Below are 24,384 nucleotides of genomic sequence, written 5' to 3' on the forward strand. Positions count from 1 at the left end.
ATGGGCAAAGCCGCAATTTCGCTGATCGTGGCGGTGGTGATCCTCGTCGTCGTCGCGTCCTCCTCGCTCTTCATCGTCGACGAGCGGGAAAAGGCCTTGGTGCTCCAGTTCGGGCAGATCAAGGACGTGAAGGAGGAGCCCGGGCTCGCCTTCAAGATCCCGCTGATCCAGGAGGTCGTGCGCTACGACGACAGGATCCTCGCGCTCGATACCGAGACCATCGAGGTCACCCCTTCTGATGACCGGCGCCTGGTGGTGGATGCGTTCGCGCGCTACCGGATCTCTGACGTGGTCCAGTTCCGCCAGGCCGTCGGCATCGGCGGCGAACGGGCCGCCGAGGATCGTCTCGAGGGCATCCTCAACCCGCAGATCCGCGCCGTGCTCGGCTCCGACGGGGTCACGTCCAACACGATCCTGTCGGCGGACCGCTCCGACCTGATGAACCGGATCACCGAGCAGGCGCGCGCGCGCGCCGAACCGCTCGGGCTCTACGTCATCGACGTGCGCCTCAAGCAGACCAACCTGCCGAGCCAGAACCTCGACGCGACCTTCGCGCGGATGCGGGCCGAGCGGGAGCGCGAGGCGGCGGACGAGATCGCTCGCGGTGAGGAAGCGGCCCAACGGGTCCGCGCCCAGGCCGACAGGACCGTGGTCGAACTCGTGTCAGAGGCGCAGCGGGAGGCCCAGATCGTCCGCGGTGAAGCCGAGGCGGAGCGCACGCGCATCACCGCCGACGCCTATACCTCCGACCGGGACTACTTCGACTTCTCCCGCTCCCTCGAAGCGATGGAGACCGCGCTCGGCGGGCAGAACTCGTCCATGGTGATCACGCCGAACAACGAGTTCTTCGCCTATCTCAACGGCACCGGCGCCCTGCCGGATATTGGCCCGGATGCCGGCACCGATGCGGCCGCTGGAGCCGGGGAAGACGCAAGCACGGGCACCGAAGAGGGCGCCGATACCGGCGTGACGCTCGATGCTGCCCCCGCGCCCGACGATGCCGAGGCGGACGATGCCGAAGCGGACGCTCCCGAGGCGGGAGACGCCGAGACCGGCACGGATGCGGAGGCGAGCGAAGGGGCCGAGGTCGATACCGAAGATACCCCGGCGGCAGAAGGTGCGACCCTGCAGACCACCACCGCCAACTGAGCCGCCGCGCTCATCGATCTGAAAAAAGGGCGCCGCTTCTCCGGAAGCGGCGCCTTTTTGCTGAGCATCCCAGCGCTCTGACCGCATCCCGTGCGACATCGCACCTGCGATGTGCGCGCACCGGGCTGGATCACCCGAGCGCTTCGCCTCATGTTGCGGCCGAGATTTGAATCAACATACCGGAGTAATTCCATGGCCGACGTCAAGCTCGCCGTCATCTTCTACACCACCTACGGCACCAACCACGCGATGGCCGAGGCCGCCGCCGACGCCGCCCGCGAAGCCGGCGCCGAGGTTCGCCTCCTCAAGGTCCGCGAGACCGTGTCCCAGGACATCATCGACGGTCAGGAGGGCTGGAAGGCCCAGCAGGAAAAGATGGCGGACATCCCCGAAGTGTCCCCCGAAGACATGGAATGGGCCAACGCCTATCTCTTCTCCGCGCCGACCCGCTACGGTAACGCCGCCAGCCAGATGCGCGCGTTCATCGACACGCTCGGTCCCCTCTGGCAGGACGGCAAGCTGGCCAACAAGCCGGTCAGCGCCATGACCTCCACCATGACCGATCACGGCGGCCAGGAAAGCACCCTGCTGGCGATGCACACCACGTTCATGCACTGGGGCTCCATCATCGTGCCGAACGGCTACACCGACCCCTCGATCTTCGAGTTCGGCGGGAACCCCTACGGCTATTCCCAGAAGGCCGGCGAGATCTCCCCCGAGGGCCTGAAGGTCATCCAGCACCAGGGCCGCCGCATCGTCGACGTCGCCCGCAAGATGGCCAGCTGACCGTCAGGGCCCGTCCGCGCCTCCGGGTGCGATGACGCGTCCCCAAAGCAGGAACGCCCCCGCATTGCAGTGCGGGGGCGTTCTTCGTTCCGAGCGCGGGCAGGGGGCGAGGCGTCACCCTCTCGTCAGCTTGACCTGCGTGTCGCATTTCAGCGCCTTGCCGAGGGAGGCGAAGCGGGCGGCGGCGACCTCTCCGTAAAGGGGGGCGGAGCTGGGCGGCAGGAGCAGCTCGAGCGAGCCCTTGCGGGGGTGGTAGCGCAGTTTTCCCATGCGCTCGGGCTGCGCCATGGAGAACATCGCGCCGAATCGCATGGCCTTGCCCAGCACCTCGGCGCGCCAGATCTGGGTCTCGTCCAGGAGCGTCAGCACGTCGTCGAAGCGGGTGCCGGGACGGGAATTCTTGTAGCGGTGCAGCAGGGCGAGGCCGAGAAAGACGCGGCCCTCGTGGTCGATCCCGCCGAGGTTCGAGCGGGTGGCGTTGTCGAAGCAGAGCTCGGCGCGGTAATCCGGATGGGCGCGCCACGAGACGTCGTGGAGCAGGCAGGCGGTCTTGATCAGCCGCGCGTCCACCTTGCCCGTCGTGAAGAGGGGCGAGACGAAATCGTAGAGCACGCGGCCAAAGCCGGGCAGGCGGGCGTTCATCGCTTCCGAATGGCGCGCGGCTTCGATCAGGGGATCGCGTGCGCGAAGCCGCTCCGGCATCTGCTCGTAGAGCAGCCCCTCGCGGATACCATAGGCGGAGACGTAGATCTCCTTCGTCCCCATCGTTGACATCATGCGCCGCAGCACTTCGCCGGCGATCGGCACGAGCGAGATCCGCGCCGTGGACAGGCCGACGTCGCCACGCAATTTCTCGAGATCGAAATCCGCCACCCAGTCCAGCGTTGCGCGGACCGATTTCGGCGTCATGCGGTAATCGTGGAGGACGGAGAGGGGATAGCCCCTGCGGTGCATGTCGAGCTTGGCGATGGCCCGCCAGGAGCCGCCGACGAGGTAGAGCCGCTTGTGCGGGCCGCAGACCTCCTTCAGCCGTTCGAGCTCGGCGTCGATCTCCTTCTGGCGCCCCTTCTTGCCGGACTTCACGCTTTCGAGCCGGAGCGGGCCGAGAGCGGAGGTGGCGCGGTCGCCGACCTGTCCCGCCTCGATCCGTGCAAGCTCCATGGAAGAGCCGCCGATATCGCAGGCCAGACCGTCCGCTCCGGGCCAGCCGAGAAGGACGCCCTGCGCCGACAGGCGGGCCTCCTCCTCGCCGTCGATAACCTGAAGCCGCAGGCCCGTCTCGCGGAAGACCTCTTCGCAGAAGTCCGGCCCGTCATCGGCGTTGCGCACGGCGGCCGTCGCGGTGGCGGAGAGGGGCGGTATCTCCATCCCCTCGGCCAGTGAGACGAAGCGGCGGATGGCGGACAGGGCGCGGACACGGCCCTCCGGGTTCAGCTTGTTGCCACCGCCGTTGTTCATGCCCGACCCGAGTCCGGCCATGACCTTCTCGTTGTAGAAATAGGCGGGAGAGCGGGCTGCTCCGTCGAAGACGACGAGCCGGACCGAATTCGATCCCACGTCGATCACGCCGACGCGGGAGAGCGCGCGAGCGGCCGGATCCTCGAACAGGGGGCGTCCGAAGAAGCCCCTGTCCGTCTGTGCCTCGGGTGTGCCGTCCATCGCTCGGCTCCTCGGTCGCTTCGTCGTTCTACCTGCGGTGCAGCGCGCCTCAGGTCAATCCTTCGTGTGCGCAAGTTCCGGTACGTCCGAGGCGCCGGCGGACCCGCGGCCGGACAGGCTGGGGTTCTCCATGAAGAAGCGGTGGCAGTTGAAGGGCTTTTCGGAATTGGCCTCCGTCACCCCCCTGACCCAGACCCCGTCGGGGCCCAGGACCCAGCTTTGCGCTTCGTCGGCGAGGTTGGCGGCGAGGATCTGGCTCACGATCTGCGCCTTCACGGTCGGGTTCGTCGTCTCCACCAGCGTCTCCACCCGGCGGTTGAGATTGCGTCCCATCCAGTCGGCCGAAGACAGGAAGACCCGCGCCTTCCGGGAGGGCAGGCCATACCCGGCCCCGAAGCAGACGATACGCGAATGCTCCAGGAACCGCCCGACGATGGACTTCACCCGGATCGTCTCGGATAGCCCCCGTATGCCGGGGCGGACGCCGCAGATGCCGCGGATCACGAGGTCGATCCGGACGCCGTCGCGGCTCGCGGCGTAGAGGGCGTCGATCACGTCGGGTTCGATCAGCGAGTTCATCTTCGCCCAGATCTGGGCCGGCCGGCCGGCGCGGGCGTGCTCCGCCTCCGCCTCGATCATCTCGATCAGGCGGGACTTGAGGGAATGGGGAGAAATGGCAAGGTTCTCGAGGCTCTCGGGCTGGGCGTAGCCGGACAGGTAGTTGAAGACCTTCGTCGCATCGCGTCCGAGCGCCGGGTCGCAGGTGAAGAAGCTGAGGTCGGTGTAGAAGCGCGCGGTGATCGGGTGATAATTGCCGGTGCCGTAATGGGTGTAGGTGACGAGCTTGCCGTTCTCCCGGCGCACCACGGTGCTGATCTTGGCGTGTGTCTTGTAGTTGACGAAGCCGTAGACGACATGCGCGCCCGCCCTTTCGAGGCGGCGGGACTGTCGGATATTGGCAGCCTCGTCGAACCGCGCGGCCAGCTCCACGAGGGCGGTGACGGACTTGCCGTCCTCGGCCGCCTCGCAGAGCGCCTCCACGATGGGGGAGTTCTTCGAGGTCCGGTAGAGCGTCTGCTTGATGGCGAGAACGTCTGGATCCCGCGCCGCCTGCTGCAGGAACCGCACCACCATGTCGAAGGTCTCGTAGGGGTGGTGAAGGAGCATGTCCTTCTGCCGGATCGCCGAGAACATGTCCCCGTCATGGTCCTGGACGCGCTCGGGCACGCGGGGCGCGAAGGGCGGCCAGAGCAGGTCCGGCCGGCTCTCCACGACGAGTTCGGCAACATCCGCCATGCCGATCAGGCCGCGGATCTCCACCACGTCCTCCATGGTGATGTGCAGTTCCGGCAGGATCACCTTGCGCAGGCCGTCCGGTGCGCCGTGGGACAGCTTGAGCCGGATCACCTCGCCGCGGCGGCGGCGCTTGAGGGCGGTCTCGAACTCGCGGACGAGATCCTCGGCCTCCTCCTCCACCTCGAGGTCGCTGTCGCGCAGGACGCGGAACGTGCAGTGATCGCGCAAGGTATAGCCGGGGAAAAGACGCCCGAGGTGGAGCAGGAGCAGGTCCTCGAGCATGAAGAAGCGTTGCGCCCCATCCTTCGGCGGCAGCGGCACGAAGCGGGTGACCTGCTGCGGGATCGGCAGGAGTGCCTGGAGCGGCCGCCCGTCCGCATCGCGGCGAAGCTGCACCGCGAGGGAGAATCCGCCCGAGGGGATGAACGGAAAGGGGTGCGCGGGGTCGATCGCGAGGGGGGAGAGGACCGGAAAGACCTGCTCGAGGAAGTGCTGCTCCAGGTGCCGGCGGTCGGCCTTGGTCAGCCGCGAGGGCGAAAGGATCTGGATCCCCATCTGCTCCAGCGCCCGGCGCAGGTTGCCCCACGTCGTCTGCTGCGCCCGCATCAGGCCGCGGGCATTCTCGTGGATGAGTGCGAGCTGCTCGGCCGGGGTGAGCCCGTCAGCCGAAGGGGTGGTGTTGCCGGCGCGCGCAAGTTCCATCAGGCCGGCGACGCGGACGGTGTAGAACTCGTCGAGATTGGTGGCGGAGATGGACAGGAACCGGACCCGCTCCAGAAGCGGCACGCTCGGGTTCATCGCCTCCTCGAGCACGCGCCAGTTGAACTTCAGCCAGCTGATCTCCCGATTGAAGAAGCGCGCCGGCCCCGATGCCTCGACCAGCGGCAACTCCGCCGGCGCCGGAGCGGCGCCGCGCAGGAAATCGGCGATTCCAAACTTGCTGGTCCCCTGCGGACTGGTCATCGAATGCTCCCTGGGCGGATCGTTGTTCTAGTCGGGCAGGATATCCGCACCGTCCTCGGCGCCCAAGACGTCGCGCGCGAGCTTGGTGCCGATCGGACGGCCGCTCGCGAGCGCCGCGTCGTCGAGCGCGGCGACGAGGCGTACGGCCTCGGCGGCGGACCGCTCCATGCGGCGCAGCAGGTAGGCCACGAGGCTGGGCGGCGGGGCGATCTGGCGGTCGTCGAAGAGCTTGACGATCATCGCTTCGAGCAGGCGGTCGTCGGGCGGCTGCAACTCGACGGAGGCGGCCCCGCGCAGGCGGCTGCCGAGATCGGGCAGCCTCACCGGCCAGAGCGCGGGATCGCCGTCGCCGGTCAGCAGAAGATGCCCGCCCTCGGCGAGCGTCAGGTTGTAGAGATGGAACAGCGCCCGTTCCCGCGCGGGATCCCCGGCCACGAGATGCGCATCGTCCACCGCAACGTCCCCCGGGATCGCGTCCGCCTCGGTCAGGGCCAACCCGGAGATCAGCCGCGCGCCGGCCTCGCGGGTCCAGACATGGGCGAGGTGGGTCTTGCCCATGCCCTTCGGGCCGCGGATCAGCAGCGCCCGGCCGGGCCAGTTGCGCCAGCCGTCGATGGCCGCGACGGCGGCGCCGTTCGCTTCGGAGACGAAATAGTCGCCGCGGGTGCGGCCCGTTCGAACGGGCAGATCGAAGTAGAGCTGTCGGGTGGTCATTCTGTCTTTACGGGCGGGCCGTCATCGGGAGGGGCTTCGCGGTCGTTGGCATAGGAGCGCTCCAGGTGGTGGGCCGGAGCGCGGGTTTCCCCGGAGACACCGCGGTAGAGCGGGCCCTCCTTGTACTCGTCGACGAGAAACCGCGCGATCACGCCCAAGGCCGCCGCGACCGGAACCGCGACCAGAAGGCCGACGAAGCCGAAGAGCGCGCCGAAGGCGGAGAGCGCGAAGAGCAGCCAGACCGGGTGCAGGCCGACCGAGGTGCCGACGAGCTTCGGCGTCAGGATGTTGCCCTCCACGAACTGGCCGAACTGGAAGATCGCGTAGACGAGGACGATCATCCACCAGTCTCCCCAGAACTGGAACAGCGCCAGCCCGATGGAGAGCGCCCCGCCGACGAAGGCGCCGACGAAGGGGATGAAGGTCAGGAACCCGGCGATCGCTCCTGCGACCAGTCCGAACTTCAGTCCCACCAGCATCAGTGACACGGCGTAGAAGGTGCCGAGGATCAGGCAGACAAGCCCCTGGCCCCGGATGAACCCGGCCATGGTGTGGTCGATGTCCCGCGCGAGCTGACGGATTGTCGGGGCGCCGTCGCGGGGAAGGAGGCCGTCGATGCTGGCCACCATCCGGTCCCAGTCGAGCAGGAGGTAGACCGAGACGACTGGGACGATGACCAGAAGGACGATGACGTTCACCACGCCGGAGAGCGACGTCATCAGCCCCTGCATCAGCTCACCGCCGCGGGACTGGATCGTCTCGCCGATGGAGGAGAGCGACTGCCGCACGACGGAGGTGTCGTCCATCAGGTCAGGGAACCGCTCTGTGAGCGCGGCCTGCAGGTTCGAGACCATTTCGGGCGCCGCCTCGAACAGATCGATTGCCTGCCGCACGAGGGTCGGCACGACGAGCAGCATCGCGACGGCGAAGACGACGATCCCGACGAGCGTGATCACGAAGACCGCGAGGCCCCGCTTCAACCCGAGCCGCTCCAGCCGGTCCGCCAGCGGATCGAAGATGTAGGCAATGGCGCCGCCGAGGACGAACGGAAGGATGACGTCGCCCAGGATCCAAAGAACGGCGAGGAACACGATGGCGGCCACCATCCAGATCACGGCCTGATGTTTCATCGGTAGCGCCATGTCGGCTGCCCCTGTTGCCTCTGGGATGGTGTCGTTCCAATCGCTCAAGCGACCCTGCAATGCAAGCAGCGTGGGGCGCGGTTGTTCCGCCCTTGCCACGGCTTGCCCGGCATGGGCGCTTCGCGTAACGCTCCGGCCCGACCCGTCCGCCCCTTTGTCCGCCTCTCGCCCGGAGCCAGATCACATGCGTCTCAGCCGCTACTTTCTTCCCGTCCTCAAGGAAACGCCGGCCGAAGCCCAGATCGCCAGCCACCGGCTGATGCTGCGCGCGGGCATGATCAAGCAATCCTCGGCCGGCATCTACTCGTGGCTGCCGCTGGGTTATCGCGTCTTGCGCAACATCGAACGGATCGTCCACGAAGAGCAGCAGCGCGCGGGCCACATCCCGATGCTGATGCCCACCCTGCAATCGGCGGATCTGTGGCGGGAATCAGGGCGTTACGACGCCTACGGCCCCGAGATGCTGCGCATCCGCGACCGTCACGACCGGGACATGCTCTACGGCCCCACGAACGAGGAGATGATCACCGACATCTTCCGCTCCCACGTGGCCTCCTACCGCGATCTGCCGATGACGCTCTACCACATCCAGTGGAAGTTCCGGGACGAGGTGCGCCCCCGGTTCGGCGTGATGCGCGGGCGCGAGTTCTTCATGAAGGACGGTTACAACTTCGACGTCTCCTACGAGGACGCGATGTATGCCTACGATCGGCACATGGTCTCCTATCTGCGGACCTATGAGCGGATGGGCCTGAAGGCGATCCCGATGCGGGCCGATTCGGGACCGATCGGCGGCGAGGACACGCACGAGTTTCTCGTCCTCGCGGATACGGGCGAATCGGAAGTGTTCTACGACTCGGCGATCACCGACCTCACGCTAGGCGATCGCACCATCGACTACGACGACCGCGCCTCCCTGCGCGCGGTCTGCGAGGAGTGGACGACGCCCTACGCCCGCACCGACGAGACCCATGACGAGGAGGCCTACGCAAGCATCCCCGAGGAGCGCCGCCGCACGTCGCGCGGCATCGAGGTCGGCCAGATCTTCTATTTCGGGACCAAGTATTCCGAGGCGATGGGCGCCATCGTCACCAATGAGGACGGCGAGCGCGTTCCGGTCCACATGGGCTCCCACGGCATCGGCGTCTCCCGCCTCGTCGGCGCGATCATCGAGGCGAGCCACGACGACAAGGGCATCATCTGGCCCGAGGGCGTGACCCCGTACCGGGCGGGTATCGTGAACCTGCGTCAGGGCGATGCCGAGGCGGATGCGGCCTGCGAGCAACTCTATGCCGCGCTCGGCGATGCCGGTCTCGATCCGCTCTACGACGACCGGGACGAGCGGGCGGGCGCCAAGTTCGCGACGATGGATCTCATCGGCCTGCCGTGGCGCATCACCGTCGGCCCCCGTGGTCTCGCCAAGGGGGTCGTCGAACTCACGTCCCGCCGCACCGGCGAAAGCGAGGAGATGTCGATCGAAGCTGCCGTCGAGCGTCTGCGCGAGATCTACGCCGGGGTCTGACCCCCCAGGCGCCGCGATTTCGGGCGCCGCGATATCGCGCGCCGGGTTCCAGAACGACGCGATACGGCGCGCTGAGTTTCAGGACGCCGCGATCCCGCTCGGCGGCGGGATCGCGGGCCTCCGCTCAGTACTTCCGGCCGAAGAGCACGTCGGTGGTCGCCTTGTCCTGCGTCGCGCTCTGGCGCAACTCGCCATGCACCGCGGCCCCGGCCTTCACGGCCGGGCGAGAGCCGACCGTCTCCAGCCAACGGGCCATGTTCGGCTTGTCGTCCAGCGTCTGCTGCTGCCCCTCCCAGCCCTTTGCCCAGGGCCAGATCGCAATGTCCGCGATGGAGTAGAAGTCTCCCGCCACGAACTCCGTCTCGGCCAGTTTGCGGTCCAGAACACCGTAGAGCCGGGCGGTTTCGTTCCGGTAGCGCTCCTTGGCATAGGGCAGATCCTGGGGCGGATCCATCTGCGGCGCGTATTTCAGGAAATGGTGCGCCTGCCCCGCCATCGGGCCGAGGCCGCCCATCTGCCACATCAGCCACTCATCGACGGCGATGCGGTCCCGCTGGGTCGGGCCGCAGAACTGCCCGGTCTTCCGCGCGAGATATTGCAGGATCGCACCCGATTCGAAGATCGAGACCGGTGCGCCGTCCGGCCCGTCCGGGTCGACGATGGCGGGCATCCGGTTGTTCGGCGCGATCTTGAGGAACTCGGGCTCGAACTGCTCGCCCTTGCCGATGTTCACGAGGACGACCTCGTAGGGCAGTCCCATCTCCTCGAGGGCGATGGTGATCTTCCAGCCGTTTGGCGTGGGCCAGTAATGAAGCTCGATGGGCGGGGTCATGGTGCCTGCCTGGGCGCGGGTGTCGGCCTTCAGGATGGTTGACCAGCCCCGAATGGCAAGGGGAGCCGGACGGAAAGCGCACGCAGGGCGCTCGAGGGTGTTGCCGGATCGGGCAGGGCGGAGGCGAGCTGCGGCAGGGGCAGGGCGCCCGTGAGGATGTCCCGGTAGAAATCGAAGAGCCGCGCCCGGAGGTATACGGACCAGTGGCAGACGAGGTGCGCGGGCGGGGCGATCTCGTGGCCGAGGGTGGCGAGCGCCGCCAGCGTGGGCGCATCATCTATGGCAAGGTCGATCCAGTCAGCCTCGCGCCGGAGCGGCCCGCGTCCAAGGCTCCGTGCGCCGAAGCCGATGGGGGCAAGGGCGCGTTCCATCAGCAGATCGAAGAAGAGGTTCTCCCTGCTGCGCACGCTGAGGATCGGGGGCGGGGCCTGGGCGCGGGCAAGCGCCGCATTCGCCGCGGCCCGGGTCTCCGCCGGGGCGAGCAGGACGGCCCCCGAGACCGCGCCCGGCGGCAGGTGCGGCAGGCTTTCGAGTGCGACGCGGGCGCCGAGCGAATGGGCAAGAAGGCGCGTGCCGCCGGACCCCCTGTCCCGCGTCTGCGCCACGCGCCGGAGGATCCGGGAGAGGCCGAGGCCGGCCGCTTCCGCCTGCGCATAGGCACCGCCGAACGCGCCCCGCGCCTCCCAGCCGATGGCGAGCGCCAGCGGTCCGCCTGGCCGGTCGGCCCCGAGGGACGCGGGCCAGGACAGCGCCCGCGGCGAGCGCTTCGGGGAGAGGGAGAATATGTGGCGGTGGGGCGAGTGCTCGGGCGATGTGGGGGAGAAGCGATATCCGTGGATCATGGCGATCACCGGCCGGTCCGATTCTGCCGCGAGGCACGCTTCCGCGACACGATCGAGCACCCGCTTCTCAACCGTTCCGTCCGCCGATATGTTCGCCGCAAGTAGTGCCATGCCTCATCATGCCCGCCACATGTTGCGGCTTTGCTAAGGTTCGTCGGGGAACGCGGCATGACGCGGCGGTGAACCTTTGATGACATCGACATCGGCCGGGCCTATGGCTGTGACACCCTGCCAGGAGCCGACCCATGAGCGACGACATCACCTTCAGAGAAGCCGTGCGGGACGAGGTTCCCGCCATCGTTGCCCTCCTGAGGGACGACCACATGGGCAAACTCCGCGAGGGCTCCGGCATGGAGGCGTATCTCGCTGCCTTCGACGCCATGTCAAAGGAGGGGACGAACCGGCAATTCGTGGGCGTTATCAACGGCGAGGTCGTCGCCTGTTACCAGCTCACGGTGATCTCCGGTCTGTCGCTCTCCGCCTCCCGGCGGGCCCAGATCGAGGCGGTGCGCGTCGCCACGCATCTGAGGGGACAGGGCCACGGCGCCCGGCTCGTCGCGGATGCCGAGGCCCGGGCGCGAGAGGCGGGTGCACGGCTTCTCCAATTTACCTCGAATGCCGAGCGAAAAGACGCCCACCGCTTCTACCAGCGGCTCGGTTATGCCGCCTCGCATACCGGGTTCAAGAAGAGCCTGGACTGAGCTGGACTGAGGCCGGCGTCAGAAATCCCCGAGCCTGAGCGTGTCGAGGGAGGGTTTCTGGTCCATCGGGTAGGCCGGGAACCATGGCTTCGCGCCGGCCAGGACGCTGCCATAGGCGGTGCGCGTCATCAGGCGTCCGAGATAGGAGCCGAGCGCCGGATGCGCCGGCATCAGCGGCACCACGGTATCGGCGAAGAAGAGCGCCGGACCCGCGACGATATCCGCAAGGGTCAGCCGGTCTCCGAAGATCCAGGGATCGGGCGCGAGTTCGGCCTCCAGAGCGTCATAAGCGGCCGACAGCGTCCGCCGCGCCTCTCCGACGCCGTGGAGATCCCGCGTGCCAGGCCGGCGGAGCCGATCCTCCACGATCTTGCGCGTGGGCTGCGTCAGCATCCGCTCGATCCGGCGCTCCCACATGCGCACCTCCAGCTCCCTCCCCGCGGGCAGAAGCGCGCGCCCCGTGTCGAGCCGCTCGACGATGATGGACGCCTCGCCGAGCGCACCGCCCGGCAGCCCCGGATCGCGCAGGACAGGCAGCGTGCCGTGGGGCCAGATGGCGGCGAGCGCGCCGCGGTCTGCGGCATCGGCCAGATCGACGACGATCAGGGACACCGCCGCGCCGAGCTCTGCGGCGGCGAAGAGCGGGGCATGGCTGGCTGGATCGAGCGGATGGTGGAGAAGTTCCGGTATCATGGCGGGATTCGCGCAAGGGAGAGCCCCAGCCTAGGACGGGATCCTTGCCATTTCATCACCGGCAATCCCTCCGGGCGATGTTTTCGGTCAGGGTGTCGCCGCTTGACCTCTCACTGTGCCGGGGTCTATCCAAAGCGCCACCAAACGTGGCGATTTGTTCACCGGATTGCGGGCCACGCTAAACATGCCGCTAAAGAGGTCAGAACGCCGGTCCCCCGGCTTTTGGCGCGAACGGTGGGGAGTCGATACGGCGAAAGGACATCACGATGGCATATGACGATGACACCACCCTTGGCGGCACCGGGGCGCGCACCCGCGCGGTCCACGGCGGCACGCGCCGCTCCCAATGGGGCGAGGTCTCCGAGGCGATCTTCCTGACACAGGGCTTCGTGTACGACAGTGCCGAGGCCGCCGAGGCCCGCTTCCAGGAGTGCGGGCCGGACGAGTTCATCTACGCGCGCTACGGCAATCCGACCGTGCGGATGTTCGAGGATCGCATCGCCCAGCTCGAAGGGGCGGAGGACGCCTTCGCCACCGCCTCCGGCATGGCCGCCGTCAACGGCGCGCTGACCTCGATCCTGAAGGCGGGCGATCGCGTCGTCTCCGCCCGTGCGCTCTTCGGCTCCTGCATCTACATCCTCGAATCGATCCTCGGGCGCTACGGGGTCGAGGTGGTCTTCGTCGACGGCACCGATCTGGACGCCTGGCGCGAGGCTGTCACGCCGGAGACCACCGCGGTTTTCCTCGAGACCATCTCCAACCCGGCGCTCGAGGTGGTCGACCTGCCGGCCGTCTCCGCCATCGCGCGGGAGGCCGGGGCGCTCACCATCGTCGACAACGTCTTCGCGACGCCCGTCTATTCCCGCGCGGTGGAGCAGGGGGCGGACCTCGTGATCTACTCGACCACCAAGCACATCGACGGGCAGGGGCGGGCGCTGGGCGGCGTCATCCTCGGCAGCCGCGAGATGATCCGCGGCCAGATCGAACCCTACATGAAGCACACCGGCGGCTCCATGAGCCCGTTCACGGCATGGCTCATGCTCAAGGGGCTGGAGACGCTGGACCTGCGCGTGCGCGCCCAGGCCGAGAACGCCCGCGCCATGGCCCAGGCGATCTCGGGAGATCCGCGCCTCGCCCGCGTCATCCATCCCGCCCTGCCGGATCACCCGCAGGCCGAAACGGCGCAAACGTTGACGGGCGGTGAATGCACCCTTCTGGCCATCGACCTCGCCGGCGGGCAGGAGGCGGCGTTCCGCTTTCTGAACGCGCTGAAGGTCATGGTGATCTCCAACAATCTCGGCGACGCCAAGAGCATCGTCACGCATCCCGCCACCACCACGCATCAGCGCCTCTCGGACGAGCAGAAGGAGACGCTGGGCATCACGCCGGGTCTCATCCGCATCTCCGCCGGGATCGAGGACACGGCGGACTTGATCGCGGACCTCCGAGCCGCACTCGATGCGGTCTGAGCGGCGGGCGACATCCCGTCCCGTCCGGGCTCTCTGGATTTCGGAGCCCTGACATCACATCTCTAGGCCGGCGAGACCCAAAAGGGGGGGGACGCAGATGAACATCCAGTCCGCCGATCTCGGCGCCCTACCGACCGACGAGGACGCGCTCGAGGCCGTGGAGACGCTGCGGGCCTGGGCCGCGCGCGCGAGCAGTGCCGAGATCGCGGCACTCGGTCCCGATGCCGCACGGCTTGTGGGGCAGGTGAGCGCGCGCAGCGGCCTCGCGCAGGACTATGACGCAGGCTTTCGCCCCGATGCGGCCTATCTGGCATCGCTTCCCGATCTTCAGAACGGCCCCGCCGCGCTCATCCGCGGGGCGCGGCGCGAGATCCAGCATGTCGGCATCTCGAATTTCCGCCTGCCGGTGCAGTTCGCGACGCGGGGCGGCGCGCCCATGCTGCTGGAGACCTCCGTCACCGGGACCGTGAGCCTCGAGGCAAGCGCCAAGGGCATCAACATGTCCCGCATCATGCGCAGCTTCTACGACCACGCGGGCGAGGCGATGGGCTTCGAGCTGATCGACCGGGCGCTCGACGCCTACAAGCGGGAGCTCGGCAGTTTCGATGCGCGGATCGCCCTTGCGACGTCCTTTCCCTTGATGCGCGAAAGCCTGCGCTCGGGGCTCGCCGGCTGGCAGTATTACGACGTGGCGGCCGAGATCGCCGAGCGCGGCGGGACGCGCCTGCGCATCCTCCACGTCGACTATGTCTATTCCTCGACCTGCCCCTGCTCGCTGGAACTGGCCGAACATGCGCGTACGGTTCGCGGAACGCTCGCCACGCCGCATTCCCAGCGCTCCCTCGCGCGCCTCTCCGTCGTCCTCGATCCCGAGGCGCCCGAGCTGCCGATCGAAGACCTCATCGAGCATTGCCGCGCCGCCGTTCCGACCGAGACGCAGGTCATGGTCAAGCGCGAGGACGAGCAGGCCTTCGCCGAACTGAACGCCGCCAACCCGATCTTCGTGGAGGACGCGGCACGGCTCTTCGCCGAAGCGCTGCAGGGCGATCACCGCATCGGCGATTTCCGCGTCGCCGCCAGCCACCAGGAAAGCCTGCACAGCCACGATGCCGTCAGCATCCTGACCGAAGGACCCACCTTCGACGCAGCCTCCCTCGACCCGCGCTTTCTCGGGACCCTTCAGCCGCGCGGGTAACCGCGATGCGCGAGGCGGGCCGGCCTCTTACTTGGCCCCGGGGGCCCGGTCCTGAATCTATGACTTCGCCCGGTCAGCTTGAAGCCAATGGCGGCTTCGAGCCCGGATTACCCGACACATACCAGCGCCCATACCGGCCATGAAAGAGCGTTGCGAAGTGTATTAGCTGCTTGCCATCCTCCTAATATTAAACGCACGAAGGCGCCTCTGAAGTCAGGTGGGGAACATGAAGCAGAATTTTACCGTCGTTTATTATGACGAAGTTGTTCGACTGCTGATCGAAGTACAAATCCCCACCGTAAACCGGCATCATCGGCGCTAACCGACAAACTTTCTCTTCAGGAGAATAATGAAATGTTGGGCCATGCATCATTGAAGATGATCGCACTGTTCCGATTAAAAATATAATCCAGAGAGCCAGTAAAACCCCAAAACCTCTCCCCTCTGGTGATGAGAGAAATTCTCTACAGGTTCTCCCGTCCAAAACTCGATAAGCTAACATTGACGAAAAAACAAACATTGAACCAAGAAGCCAGATAAGCGCGTATCCCAAAGCCCTTGCGAGCGTTGTAATGGTTTGAGTAAGGTCTATCTGAAAAAACATGAGATACATAAATACTATAGTAATTGAGGCCCTGGCTATGATCGCACTTTTTCCGTAAGCACGGCCCTCGATAACGGCGCTATCCATTCTTCTTTGTAGCCTGGCGACAGTTGGATCATCCAAGCCGCGCGGCCTTCTGCCTCCATAATAATACTTACAAAGCAGAAAGTTGGTAAAAATTAATACTCCGTTCACTATGACTTTCGAAAGCTTAAAGAAGGTGAATGCTAATACTGCTCCGAATGTTGCTTGTCCGAAGAGGTGCGTAATTGAGGTGTGGTTCAATGAGGTTACGACCACCGCGGGTAGGCCTAGGAGAACACCTAGAATGTAGGCGCTGCCTGCGGCAACGTATAACGCGAAAGCTGCGACTGCGCATGCCAGAACCTCTTTGACGCTCATATTGGATATGGCGCTATTAGAGCTAATTTTGTTTACAGTTAATAGAATATCTTTGAGGTACTGCAAAAAATTATCACCCGTATAACCACAGAAAGTAACTTTTGTGCTGCCACTCTAAACTATCAAGCACGATGCAGGGGAAAAAAGACGTATCGGCTCTATGTGTACGCTTCAAGCCGCCTGCCGTCGGCAACTTCCGCGTAGGGAATGGCAGCTTCCTCCCGCACTGCCCACTCTCACCCCAACCATACGACAGGTCCCCTCCGGCAGGGGCCGCCGGGCCGGCACGGCTTCGGACGGTCGGTGCCTGAGCATGTGTAGAGGTCGGGCAGGGCGCTCGTCCGGGGCATCATCGTTCCCCCGCTCCCGGCCTCACCGTTTCCGGGGCTCGCCGATCTCTATGACGCCGCGGTCGGCGCCTTCGGCCTCGGCCTTGTGTTCGGGCTCGACGTGAATGCTGACATTGATGTCGGGCACCGCGTCCTTCAGGGCCGCCTCGATCTGGTCGCAGACCTCGTGGGCATCCTCGACGGTGGTCTCTCCGGGGACGACGAGGTGGAAATCGACGAAGGTGGCGCGGCCGGCATGGCGGGTGCGCAGATCGTGCGCCTCGAGCGCGCCGCCGGCCTCGGTGCTGATCACGTCCCGGATCGTCTGCATGGTCTGATCCGGTACGGCCTCGTCCAGGAGGCCGCTGAGGGAGGCCGCGATGAGCTTGCCGCCGGACCACAGGATGTTGACCGCGACGATGGCGGCGAGGAGCGGATCCAGCACCCAGTACCCCGTGAGGCCGGCGAAACAGATGCCGAGAACCACACCGGCCGAGGTGATCACGTCCGCCCACAGGTGCTTGCCGTCCGCCACGAGGGCGGGGGAGGAGAGCCGCGTCCCCCGCCGGATGAGGAGCCGGGACCATGCGGCATTGAGCGCGGTGGCGACGGTCACGATCACGAGGCCGAAGGCCGGCATCTGCGGAATGTCGGGGGAGCGGAAGCCCAGCCATGCCTCCCGCAGGATCAGGAGCGCCGCGACGACGATCAGCACGCCCTCGACCACCGCCGAGATGAACTCCGCCTTGGTATGGCCGTAGGGATGCGCCTCGTCGGCGGGGCGGAGCGCCACCTTCACGGCGACGAGCGCCGCGATGGCCGCGACGACGTTGACCGTGCTTTCGAGGGCATCCGACAGAAGCGCGACCGAGCCCGTCATCACGGCGGCCCACGCCTTGAGCGCAAGGACGATCAGCCCCACGAGGATGCTGCCGAGAGCGAGTTTGACCTGATCCGTCATGGGCGTCTCATACAGCCCGTCCGGTCCCGGGCAAGCCGCTATGTTCGCTTGACAGCGCTCGCCCCCCGCGCCAACGCTCCGCGCCATGTTCGACCTGCGCCCCGTCGGTTACATCATCGGTCTGCTGCTGACGGTTCTCGGCGCGGCCATGCTCCTTCCGCTGGGCATGGACCTGCTCGCCGGCAACGGAGAATGGCCGGTCTTCCTCGAGAGCGCGATCATCACCGCGCTGACCGGGACGTTCCTCGCGATATCCTGTGCCAACGGCGTCGGGCGGGGCCTGACGATCCGGCAGACCTTCCTCGTCACCACGCTCGTCTGGCTCATCCTCGCAATCTTCGCGGCCGTTCCCTTCATCCTCGGGGACACGCAGGCCAGCATCACCGACGCCTTCTTCGAGTCGATGTCCGGGCTGACGACGACGGGCTCCACCGTCTTCACCGGGCTCGATGATCTGCCGGCGGGCATCCTGCTCTGGCGGTCCCTGCTGCAATGGATGGGCGGGATCGGGATCGTCGTCGTGGCCATGGTGTTCCTGCCCGAGCTCAGGGTCGGGGGCATGCAGATCTTCCGGTCGGAGGCGTTCGACACGCTGGGCAAGATCCTGCCCCGGGCGGCGGAGATCGCGGCGCGTATTACCTGGATCTATCTCGGCCTCACCTTCGCGGCCTTCCTCGCCTTCGCGGCCGTCGGCATGACGGCATTCGACGCGCTCTGTCATGCCCTCACGGCGATCTCGACGGGGGGCTTCTCCACGACGGATGCCTCCTTCGGCGCCTATCAGGGGGCGCCCGAATACGTGGCGACGGTCGTCATGCTTCTCGCGAGCCTGCCCTTCGTGCGCTACATCCAGCTTCTGGCGGGGACGGCGCGCCCCTTCTTCGAGGATACCCAGATCCGCGCCTATTTCACGGTGATCGGCGTCACCGTGGCGGGGCTCTTCCTGTTCCAGGTCTTCGTCGACGGGCTGCACCCCGAGCAGAGTTTCCGCGAGGCGATCTTCAACGTGGTCTCGATCATCTCGGGGACCGGCTTCGCCTCGGTGGACTACCAGCTCTGGGGCGCGGTCCCGGTCGTCATCTTCTTCTTTCTCGGCCTCGTCGGAGGCTGCGCCGGCTCGACCTCCTGCTCGGTGAAGATCTTCCGCTACCAGATCCTGCTCTCCGCGGTGCGGGCGCAGATCCGGGCCATCCACTCCCCCCACGGCATGTTCCTGACGCGGTTCGACGGCCGGCCGGTCGGGCCCGACGTGCTGAACTCGGTAATGGCGTTCTTCTCGATCTTCGTGGTGTCGCTCGGCGCGCTGTCGATCCTGCTGTCCATGACGGGGCTCGACTTCACCACCTCCGTCTCGGGCGCGGCCACGGCGATCGCCAATATCGGTCCGGGCCTCGGCGACACGATCGGCCCGGCAGGCAACTTCTCCACCCTGAACCCGACGGCGAAATGGCTCCTGGCCATCGCCATGCTGGTGGGGCGGCTGGAGCTTCTCGTGGTCTACGCGATCCTGACGGTGAACTTCTGGCGCTCGTGACCCTCAGCGCCATGCCGGCGGGGCGGTCCCACGAGGCATGGCGCGGGACCGCCTCCGGCGGGGGTATTTTCGGGAAAGATGAACGCGGCCGGGATCAGTTCCAGCAGCTGACGAGCGTTGTCATGTCCGCGGCGCGGGCGGTGAGATCCTCGGCGGCCAGGGCGGGGCCGTTGCCGGCGCTCTCGACGGTAATTCCGTTCTCCCCGAGGAAGGCGGCGAGCGCATCGGCGCCGGCGGCGAGGGAGACGTCGGTGGGAAGCCGGCGGTCTGCATCGTCGCTCGCCGGCAGGAGCATGCCGACGACCGCACCGCGCTGGTCGAGGACAGGGCCGCCCGAATCGCCGGGAAGGGTTTCCATGTCGAGACGGCGGAGCGCCTCCTCGCCACCGAGGCCGCGGACGTCGCTCAGAGTGCCGAACGTCATCACCGGCGCATCGAGGATGTCCTCGTAGGAGAAACCGGCAACGGCGACCTCGGATCCAAGGCGCGGCACCTCCGCCTCGAGCGCGGCGGTGCGGATCGGGGCGAGCCGCGTTTCGGGGGCGAGAAGGGCGAGGCCGAGTGCCGTGTCACGGGCGGTGATCGTGGCATCTGCGCTGGTGCCGAGGCTGATCCTCTCGCAGTTCTCGACCGCATCAAGGGTGGTCAGGACGGCGCCGTCATCGCCGACGAAGAAGCCCGTGCGGGAGCGCGCCGGGCGGCGGACCTCGAGGCCGGAGAGCAGGTCCGATGCCTGGTCCATGCCGCCGGCCTCGCCCGCCGTATCGGGGAGGATCACGCCGGACACGGGGGTGAAGCTTTCCCGCATGGTCTGGCGGATGCGGTCCATCGCGTCCGCGTCCTCGGGCGGCCAGATCAGCGTGAAGCCCTTCACGGCGCCGCCCGACAGCGCGGCATAGGTGTAGCTTTCCAGCTCCTCGTTCGCGCCCTCAAGTGTAAAGGAGGTGCGGCTTCGCTCGCGGGGGCCGTCCTGCGGAACGATCTCCAGCGTCTGCATGATGTCGTAGAGACCGAAGAGCGTGCCCTCGTCCCCGGACTGGCTGATGAGCAGGACGCGAACGCCGCTGTCGCCGGTGCTGCCGTAATGGACGAAGGGCGGGTTCACCTCCTCGAACTCCACGAGGCCGGCGGGCATGATGATCTCGATCCCGGCCTTGTCGTCCACGATCTGGGCCATGCCGATGCGGGAGAGGTCCTCGCGGAAGGTGCCGACGAGCTCGGTCCGCTGCGCGCTGGTCAGAACGCCGGTGTCGGGACGCCCTTCGGCGCGCTGCCAGGACGACATGGCGCGGCGCGTGTTGGGACCGACGGCCCCGTCGATGGCGCCGTCGTAATGACCCTGCCACTTCAGCGCTTCCTGCAGGAGGCGGCGTTCCTCGCCGTTCAGGCGTCTTTCGCTGGCGCGTGCCTCGGCGACGGTCTCCTCGGGCGCCTCTGCCTCCGGCTCCGCGGCGGGCTCGGTCCCGGTCGCCTCTTCGACCGCGTCGTCCACCGCCTCCTCCGAGACCGGAGCGATGGGGGCGGCGCCGACGGGGAAGAACCGGCGGCCGAACCGCTCGCCATCGGTGACGTAAGCGTCGGATGGCACGAGGCCCTGGCGGCGGAACGCGGAAAGCTCGCTCGCCGCGGCCGAGTCGTCCGCGTACGGACCGACGACGACGGCGTACCAGCTCGTCCCGAGGCGGAAGCCTGCCACATTCGGGAAGGCTTCGGCATAGGAGCGGGCGCGGCCCTCGGCGTCGGCCAGCGTCGGCTGGGCCTCAACCTGCACCCAGGATTGCTGCGCCTGGAGCGCGGCTGCGCTTAAGAGAAGCGCAGAGCAGGTCGCGAAGATCGTCTCGGTCAGCCGTGTCACGCGTCGTTGCCTCATTGGTCCGTGGCCCTCTCCAGATCGGGGCCTGTTTCGGTGGCGGACCATAGCAATGCCGCCCGTGGCCGCACGGCGAAAGGCGTTCATTTTTTCGTGCCTGTGGCGCTTTTGTCCGCGGCGGCGGGACCCTCCGTCCGGATTGACCGCGACACGGGGCGCCCATAGGAAGACGCCACCTTTGATGCGGAGACCGGAAATGGCGGGCGGGACCACGCAACCGAGGAGCTTTCAGGAGGTGATCCTCCGGCTTCAGACCTATTGGGCGAGCAAGGGATGCGCCGTGCTGCAGCCCTACGACATGGAGGTCGGTGCCGGCACCTTCCATCCGGCCACGACCCTGCGGTCGCTCGGCCCGCGCCCCTGGGCGGCGGCCTACGTGCAGCCCTCCCGGCGGCCGACGGACGGACGCTACGGCGACAATCCCAACCGCCTTCAGCACTATTACCAGTACCAGGTCCTGATCAAACCGAGCCCGCCCGACCTGCAGCAGCTCTACCTCGGCTCTCTGGAGGCGATTGGGATCGATGCGACGCTCCATGACATCCGGTTCGTCGAGGACGACTGGGAAAGCCCGACGGTGGGGGCCTGGGGTCTCGGCTGGGAGGTCTGGTGCGACGGCATGGAAGTCAGCCAGTTCACCTATTTCCAGCAGGTCGGCGGCTTCGACTGCAAGCCCGTGTCGGGCGAGCTCACCTACGGGCTCGAGCGTCTGGCGATGTACGTGCTCGGCGTCGATCACGTCATGGAGATGCCCTTCAACGATCCGGACGCGACGATCCCGCTCAGCTACGGCGATGTCTTCCGCCAGACCGAGGGCGAGTATTCGCGCTGGAACTTCGATGTGGCCGATACGGACGCGCTCCTGCGGCATTTCGAGGATGCGGAGGCGGAGTGCCAGCGCATCCTCGGCGCGGGCGCGGACGATCCACGTTCCGGGCGGCGGATCGTGATGGCGCATCCGGCCTACGACCAGGCGATCAAGGCCAGCCACATCTTCAATCTCCTGGATGCGCGGGGGGTGATCTCCGTCACCGAACGGCAGGCCTATATCGGCCGGGTCCGGGCGCTGTCCAAGGCCTGCGCGGCGGCCTTCCTCGAGACCCCTGCCGGCGGCGCGGATGACGCGCCGTCCGCGGGCGCGGCATGAACGGCAAGGTCCTCGGCATGATCATCATCGCAGCGGCGGCGCTCGTCGGGGCGGGCGTCTGGTGGACCGCCGAATACGCCTATTTCGAGCCGGTCGAGGATGCCCGGATCGAACTCACGCGGGTGGACGGCACCGTCGAGCCGATCCTCGCGGAGAACGTCGAGGCGATCGACCGCGAGACCTCACCGATCAGCTACCGCGCCTGCTTCGAGACGTCTCAGAGCGATGCGATGCTGACCGAGACCTACGAGATCTACGCGGGTGCCGAACCCCTCAACGCCTCCCGCGGCTTTGCCTGTTTCGACGCCGACGCGATCGGCGAGGCGCTCGAGCAGGAGACCGCCATCGCCTATCTCGGCCGCCGGGATATCGAATACGGCATCGACCGGGTCGTCGCGATCACCGAGGACGGCCGGGGCTATGCCTGGAACCAGATCAATGAATGCGGCGCCGCTGCCTTCGACGGGCAGCCCCTGCCGCCCGATTGCCCGCCGGCGCCGGAGAGGAATTAAGCGATGCCCGACCTTCTGATCGAGCTCTTCTCGGAAGAGATCCCGGCGCGGATGCAGGCCCGCGCAGCGGATGAGCTGAAGTCGATGATGACGGACCGCATGGTGGAAACGGGGCTGACTTATGCCCATGCCGCCGCCTTCGCGACACCGCGCCGCCTGACCCTCGCCGTCGAGGGTCTGACCGATCACAGCCCGGCCACGCGCGAAGAGCGCAAGGGCCCGCGGGTCGATGCGCCCGAGAAGGCACTGGAGGGCTTCCTGCGCTCCACGGGGCTGTCGAAGGACCAGCTCGAGGCGCGGGACGACAAGAAGGGCCAGGTCTGGTTCGCCGCCATCGAGAAGCCCGGCCGTCCGGCCGAGGAGATCGTGGCCGAGGCGCTGAGCCAGGTCATCGAGACCTTTCCCTGGCCGAAGTCGATGCGCTGGGGGGAGGGCGCCCTGCGCTGGGTGCGGCCGCTGCACTCGATCCTCTGCATCCTGACGGACGAGGAGGGCCACCGCGTGGTGCCGGTCGAGGTCGCGGGCTATGCCGCGGGGGACACCACCGAGGGGCACCGGTTCCTCTCTCCGGGGCGGTTCAGGGTCAGTTCCTTCGACGATTACGCCGCGAAGCTGAAGCGCGCCCATGTCATCCTCGATCCCGAGGAGCGGCGCGAGCGGATCCGCCACGAGGCGCAGAACCTCGCCTTCGCGCAGGGCCTCGAGGTGATCGAGGACAACGGTCTCCTGGCCGAGGTCGCGGGGCTCGTCGAATGGCCGGTGCCCCTGATGGGCGAGATCGGCGCCGAGTTCATGGAGCTGCCGCCAGAGGTGCTCCAGACCTCGATGAAGGAACATCAGAAGTTCTTCTCCGTGCGGGACAGGACGGGAAAGATCGTCCGCTTCCTGACGGTTGCGAATATCGAGGCGCCGGACGACGGCGCGGCGATCCTCGCGGGCAACGGCCGCGTCCTGCGGGCGCGCCTGTCCGATGCGAAGTTCTTCTGGGAGAACGACCTGGCCGTCGCGAAGGCCGGCATGGGCGCCTGGACGGATAAACTCGCGAACGTCACGTTCCACAACAAGCTCGGCAGCCAGAAGGACCGGATCGAGCGGATCGCCGCGCTCGCCCGCGAGATCGCGCCGATGGTGGGAGCGGGTCCGGAGGCGGCCGGCCGTGCCGCCCTGATCGCCAAGGCGGACCTGTCCTCTGAGATGGTGTACGAGTTCCCGGAGCTTCAGGGCCTGATGGGCCGCTATTATGCCGAGGCCGCCGGGCTGCCGGCGGAAGTTGCCGCCGCCGCCGAGGAGCACTACCGCCCCTTGGGCCCTTCGGACGACGTGCCGACGGCGCCCGTTTCGGTGACCGTGGCGCTCGCCGACAAGCTCGACACGCTGACCGGCTTCTGGGCCATCGACGAGAAGCCCACCGGCTCCAAGGATCCGTTCGCCCTGCGCCGCGCCGCGCTCGGCGTCATCCGCCTCGTGACGGTAAACGGCCTGCGCCTGCCGCTGCAGAGTGCCGTTCCGGGCGGGGCCGTGTCGGACGATCTCCTGTCGTTCTTCCACGACCGCCTGAAGGTGCACCTGCGCGACCGCGGCATTCGCCATGACGTGATCGACGCGGTTCTCGCCATGCCCGGCTCGGACGACCTCGCTCTCGTCACCGCGCGGGCGGAGGCGCTGGCGGGCGTGCTGGCGACCGATGACGGGGAGAACCTCGTTCAGGGCTTCAAGCGCGCAAACAACCTCCTGACCCAGGCGGAGGCGCAGGACGGCGTCGCCTACGAGTTCGGCCCGGACGAGAAATTCGCCGAGGCCGCGGAAGAGAAGGCACTCTTCAAGGCCCTCGATGCGGCGGAGGCGAAGATCGGCCCGGCGATGGAGGCCGAGGATTTCGGCACCGCGATGGAGGCCATGGCCGCCCTCCGCGCGCCGATCGACGCCTTCTTCGAGGCGGTCCAGATCAACACGGACAACCAGATCGTCCGGCGCAACCGGCTCAACCTGCTGCACCGCATCCGGCAGATCTGCCTCGCGGCGGCGGACCTCACGCGGATCGAGGGCTGATGTGACGCACCGT

At 67.2% G+C, this 24,384-nt stretch carries 20 protein-coding genes and 1 riboswitch; of the genes, 10 read left to right on the forward strand and 10 right to left on the reverse strand.

Annotation, left to right across the window (positions count from 1 at the left end; genetic code table 11):
• Positions 1-1,149: a protease modulator HflC gene (gene hflC, locus RM543_RS07865; RefSeq protein ID WP_311690338.1), complete on the forward strand. Its 1,149-nt coding sequence runs from the start codon at positions 1-3 to the stop codon at positions 1,147-1,149.
• Between the two features lie 192 nt (positions 1,150-1,341).
• Positions 1,342-1,935, forward strand: a complete 594-nt coding sequence (wrbA, locus tag RM543_RS07870; protein ID WP_311690339.1) for an NAD(P)H:quinone oxidoreductase — start codon at positions 1,342-1,344, stop codon at positions 1,933-1,935.
• 114 nt (positions 1,936-2,049) lie between these two features.
• Here wrbA and RM543_RS07875 read toward each other — a convergent pair whose 3' ends face one another.
• The 4 genes from RM543_RS07875 to RM543_RS07890 are packed head-to-tail and all read right to left on the reverse strand — an operon-like array spanning position 2,050 to position 7,709.
• Positions 2,050-3,594, reverse strand: a complete 1,545-nt coding sequence (locus tag RM543_RS07875) for a Ppx/GppA phosphatase family protein (protein ID WP_311690340.1) — start codon at positions 3,592-3,594, stop codon at positions 2,050-2,052.
• A gap of 54 nt (positions 3,595-3,648) precedes the next feature.
• On the reverse strand, positions 3,649-5,853 hold the full coding sequence (locus RM543_RS07880; protein WP_311690341.1) for an RNA degradosome polyphosphate kinase: 2,205 nt from the start codon (positions 5,851-5,853) through the stop codon (positions 3,649-3,651).
• A 27-nt stretch (positions 5,854-5,880) separates the two neighbouring features.
• Positions 5,881-6,567: a P-loop NTPase family protein gene (locus RM543_RS07885; RefSeq protein WP_311690342.1), complete on the reverse strand. Its 687-nt coding sequence runs from the start codon at positions 6,565-6,567 to the stop codon at positions 5,881-5,883.
• On the reverse strand, positions 6,564-7,709 hold the full coding sequence (locus RM543_RS07890; RefSeq protein WP_311690343.1) for an AI-2E family transporter: 1,146 nt from the start codon (positions 7,707-7,709) through the stop codon (positions 6,564-6,566). Before RM543_RS07890 ends, RM543_RS07885 begins: the two co-directional genes overlap by 4 nt.
• Before the next feature lie 184 nt (positions 7,710-7,893).
• Here RM543_RS07890 and proS point away from each other — a divergent pair, with 184 nt between their 5' ends.
• Positions 7,894-9,231, forward strand: a complete 1,338-nt coding sequence (proS, locus tag RM543_RS07895; protein WP_311690344.1) for a proline--tRNA ligase — start codon at positions 7,894-7,896, stop codon at positions 9,229-9,231.
• A 124-nt stretch (positions 9,232-9,355) separates the two neighbouring features.
• On the opposite strand, the gene RM543_RS07900 is transcribed toward proS, so the two are convergent.
• A complete protein-coding gene (locus RM543_RS07900) occupies positions 9,356-10,063 on the reverse strand; it encodes a glutathione S-transferase N-terminal domain-containing protein (RefSeq protein WP_311690345.1) in 708 nt (235 codons plus the stop codon).
• 29 nt (positions 10,064-10,092) lie between these two features.
• Positions 10,093-11,016: a hypothetical protein gene (locus RM543_RS07905; RefSeq protein WP_311690346.1), complete on the reverse strand. Its 924-nt coding sequence runs from the start codon at positions 11,014-11,016 to the stop codon at positions 10,093-10,095.
• 134 nt (positions 11,017-11,150) lie between these two features.
• Between RM543_RS07905 and RM543_RS07910 the strand changes: the two genes are divergently transcribed.
• Entirely contained in the window at positions 11,151-11,606 is a 456-nt protein-coding gene (locus RM543_RS07910; RefSeq protein WP_311690347.1) for a GNAT family N-acetyltransferase, read from the forward strand.
• Between the two features lie 18 nt (positions 11,607-11,624).
• Here the strand turns inward: RM543_RS07910 and RM543_RS07915 are convergent, their stop codons facing one another.
• Positions 11,625-12,299, reverse strand: a complete 675-nt coding sequence (locus RM543_RS07915) for a glutathione S-transferase family protein (RefSeq protein ID WP_311690348.1) — start codon at positions 12,297-12,299, stop codon at positions 11,625-11,627.
• Between the two features lie 136 nt (positions 12,300-12,435).
• Positions 12,436-12,514, forward strand: a riboswitch (SAM riboswitch).
• Positions 12,515-12,565: 51 nt separating this feature from the next.
• Between RM543_RS07915 and metZ the strand changes: the two genes are divergently transcribed.
• Together metZ and folE2 are read left to right on the forward strand one after the other, a co-directional pair.
• Positions 12,566-13,768 carry an O-succinylhomoserine sulfhydrylase gene (gene metZ / locus RM543_RS07920; RefSeq protein WP_311690349.1) on the forward strand — a complete coding sequence of 401 codons (1,203 nt, stop codon included), beginning with the start codon at positions 12,566-12,568 and terminating at the stop codon, positions 13,766-13,768.
• A gap of 97 nt (positions 13,769-13,865) precedes the next feature.
• Positions 13,866-14,963, forward strand: coding sequence for a GTP cyclohydrolase FolE2 (gene folE2 / locus RM543_RS07925; protein ID WP_311690350.1), 1,098 nt, complete (start codon positions 13,866-13,868; stop codon positions 14,961-14,963).
• Between the two features lie 187 nt (positions 14,964-15,150).
• Here folE2 and RM543_RS07930 read toward each other — a convergent pair whose 3' ends face one another.
• Complete coding sequence (locus tag RM543_RS07930; RefSeq protein ID WP_311690351.1) at positions 15,151-15,969, reverse strand: hypothetical protein; 819 nt, start codon at positions 15,967-15,969, stop codon at positions 15,151-15,153.
• A 372-nt stretch (positions 15,970-16,341) separates the two neighbouring features.
• Positions 16,342-17,259, reverse strand: coding sequence for a cation diffusion facilitator family transporter (locus tag RM543_RS07935; RefSeq protein ID WP_311690352.1), 918 nt, complete (start codon positions 17,257-17,259; stop codon positions 16,342-16,344).
• A gap of 85 nt (positions 17,260-17,344) precedes the next feature.
• On the opposite strand from RM543_RS07935, the gene RM543_RS07940 reads away from it, so the two are divergent.
• Entirely contained in the window at positions 17,345-18,793 is a 1,449-nt protein-coding gene (locus RM543_RS07940; RefSeq protein ID WP_311690353.1) for a TrkH family potassium uptake protein, read from the forward strand.
• Between the two features lie 94 nt (positions 18,794-18,887).
• Here the strand turns inward: RM543_RS07940 and RM543_RS07945 are convergent, their stop codons facing one another.
• Positions 18,888-20,648, reverse strand: coding sequence for a trypsin-like peptidase domain-containing protein (locus tag RM543_RS07945; protein ID WP_311690354.1), 1,761 nt, complete (start codon positions 20,646-20,648; stop codon positions 18,888-18,890).
• Positions 20,649-20,859: 211 nt separating this feature from the next.
• Between RM543_RS07945 and RM543_RS07950 the strand changes: the two genes are divergently transcribed.
• The 3 genes from RM543_RS07950 to glyS are packed head-to-tail and all read left to right on the forward strand — an operon-like array spanning position 20,860 to position 24,371.
• Entirely contained in the window at positions 20,860-21,810 is a 951-nt protein-coding gene (locus RM543_RS07950) for a glycine--tRNA ligase subunit alpha (protein WP_311690355.1), read from the forward strand.
• Positions 21,807-22,322 (forward strand): DUF6446 family protein, encoded by a 516-nt coding sequence (locus tag RM543_RS07955; RefSeq protein WP_311690356.1) that lies wholly within the window; start codon positions 21,807-21,809, stop codon positions 22,320-22,322. Before RM543_RS07950 ends, RM543_RS07955 begins: the two co-directional genes overlap by 4 nt.
• 3 nt (positions 22,323-22,325) lie before the next feature.
• Positions 22,326-24,371, forward strand: coding sequence for a glycine--tRNA ligase subunit beta (glyS, locus tag RM543_RS07960; protein ID WP_311690357.1), 2,046 nt, complete (start codon positions 22,326-22,328; stop codon positions 24,369-24,371).
• The last annotated feature ends 13 nt before the right edge of the window (positions 24,372-24,384 follow it).

The sequence above is a fragment of the Tropicimonas omnivorans genome (assembly GCF_031846565.1).
GTDB lineage: Bacteria > Pseudomonadota > Alphaproteobacteria > Rhodobacterales > Rhodobacteraceae > Tropicimonas_B > Tropicimonas_B omnivorans.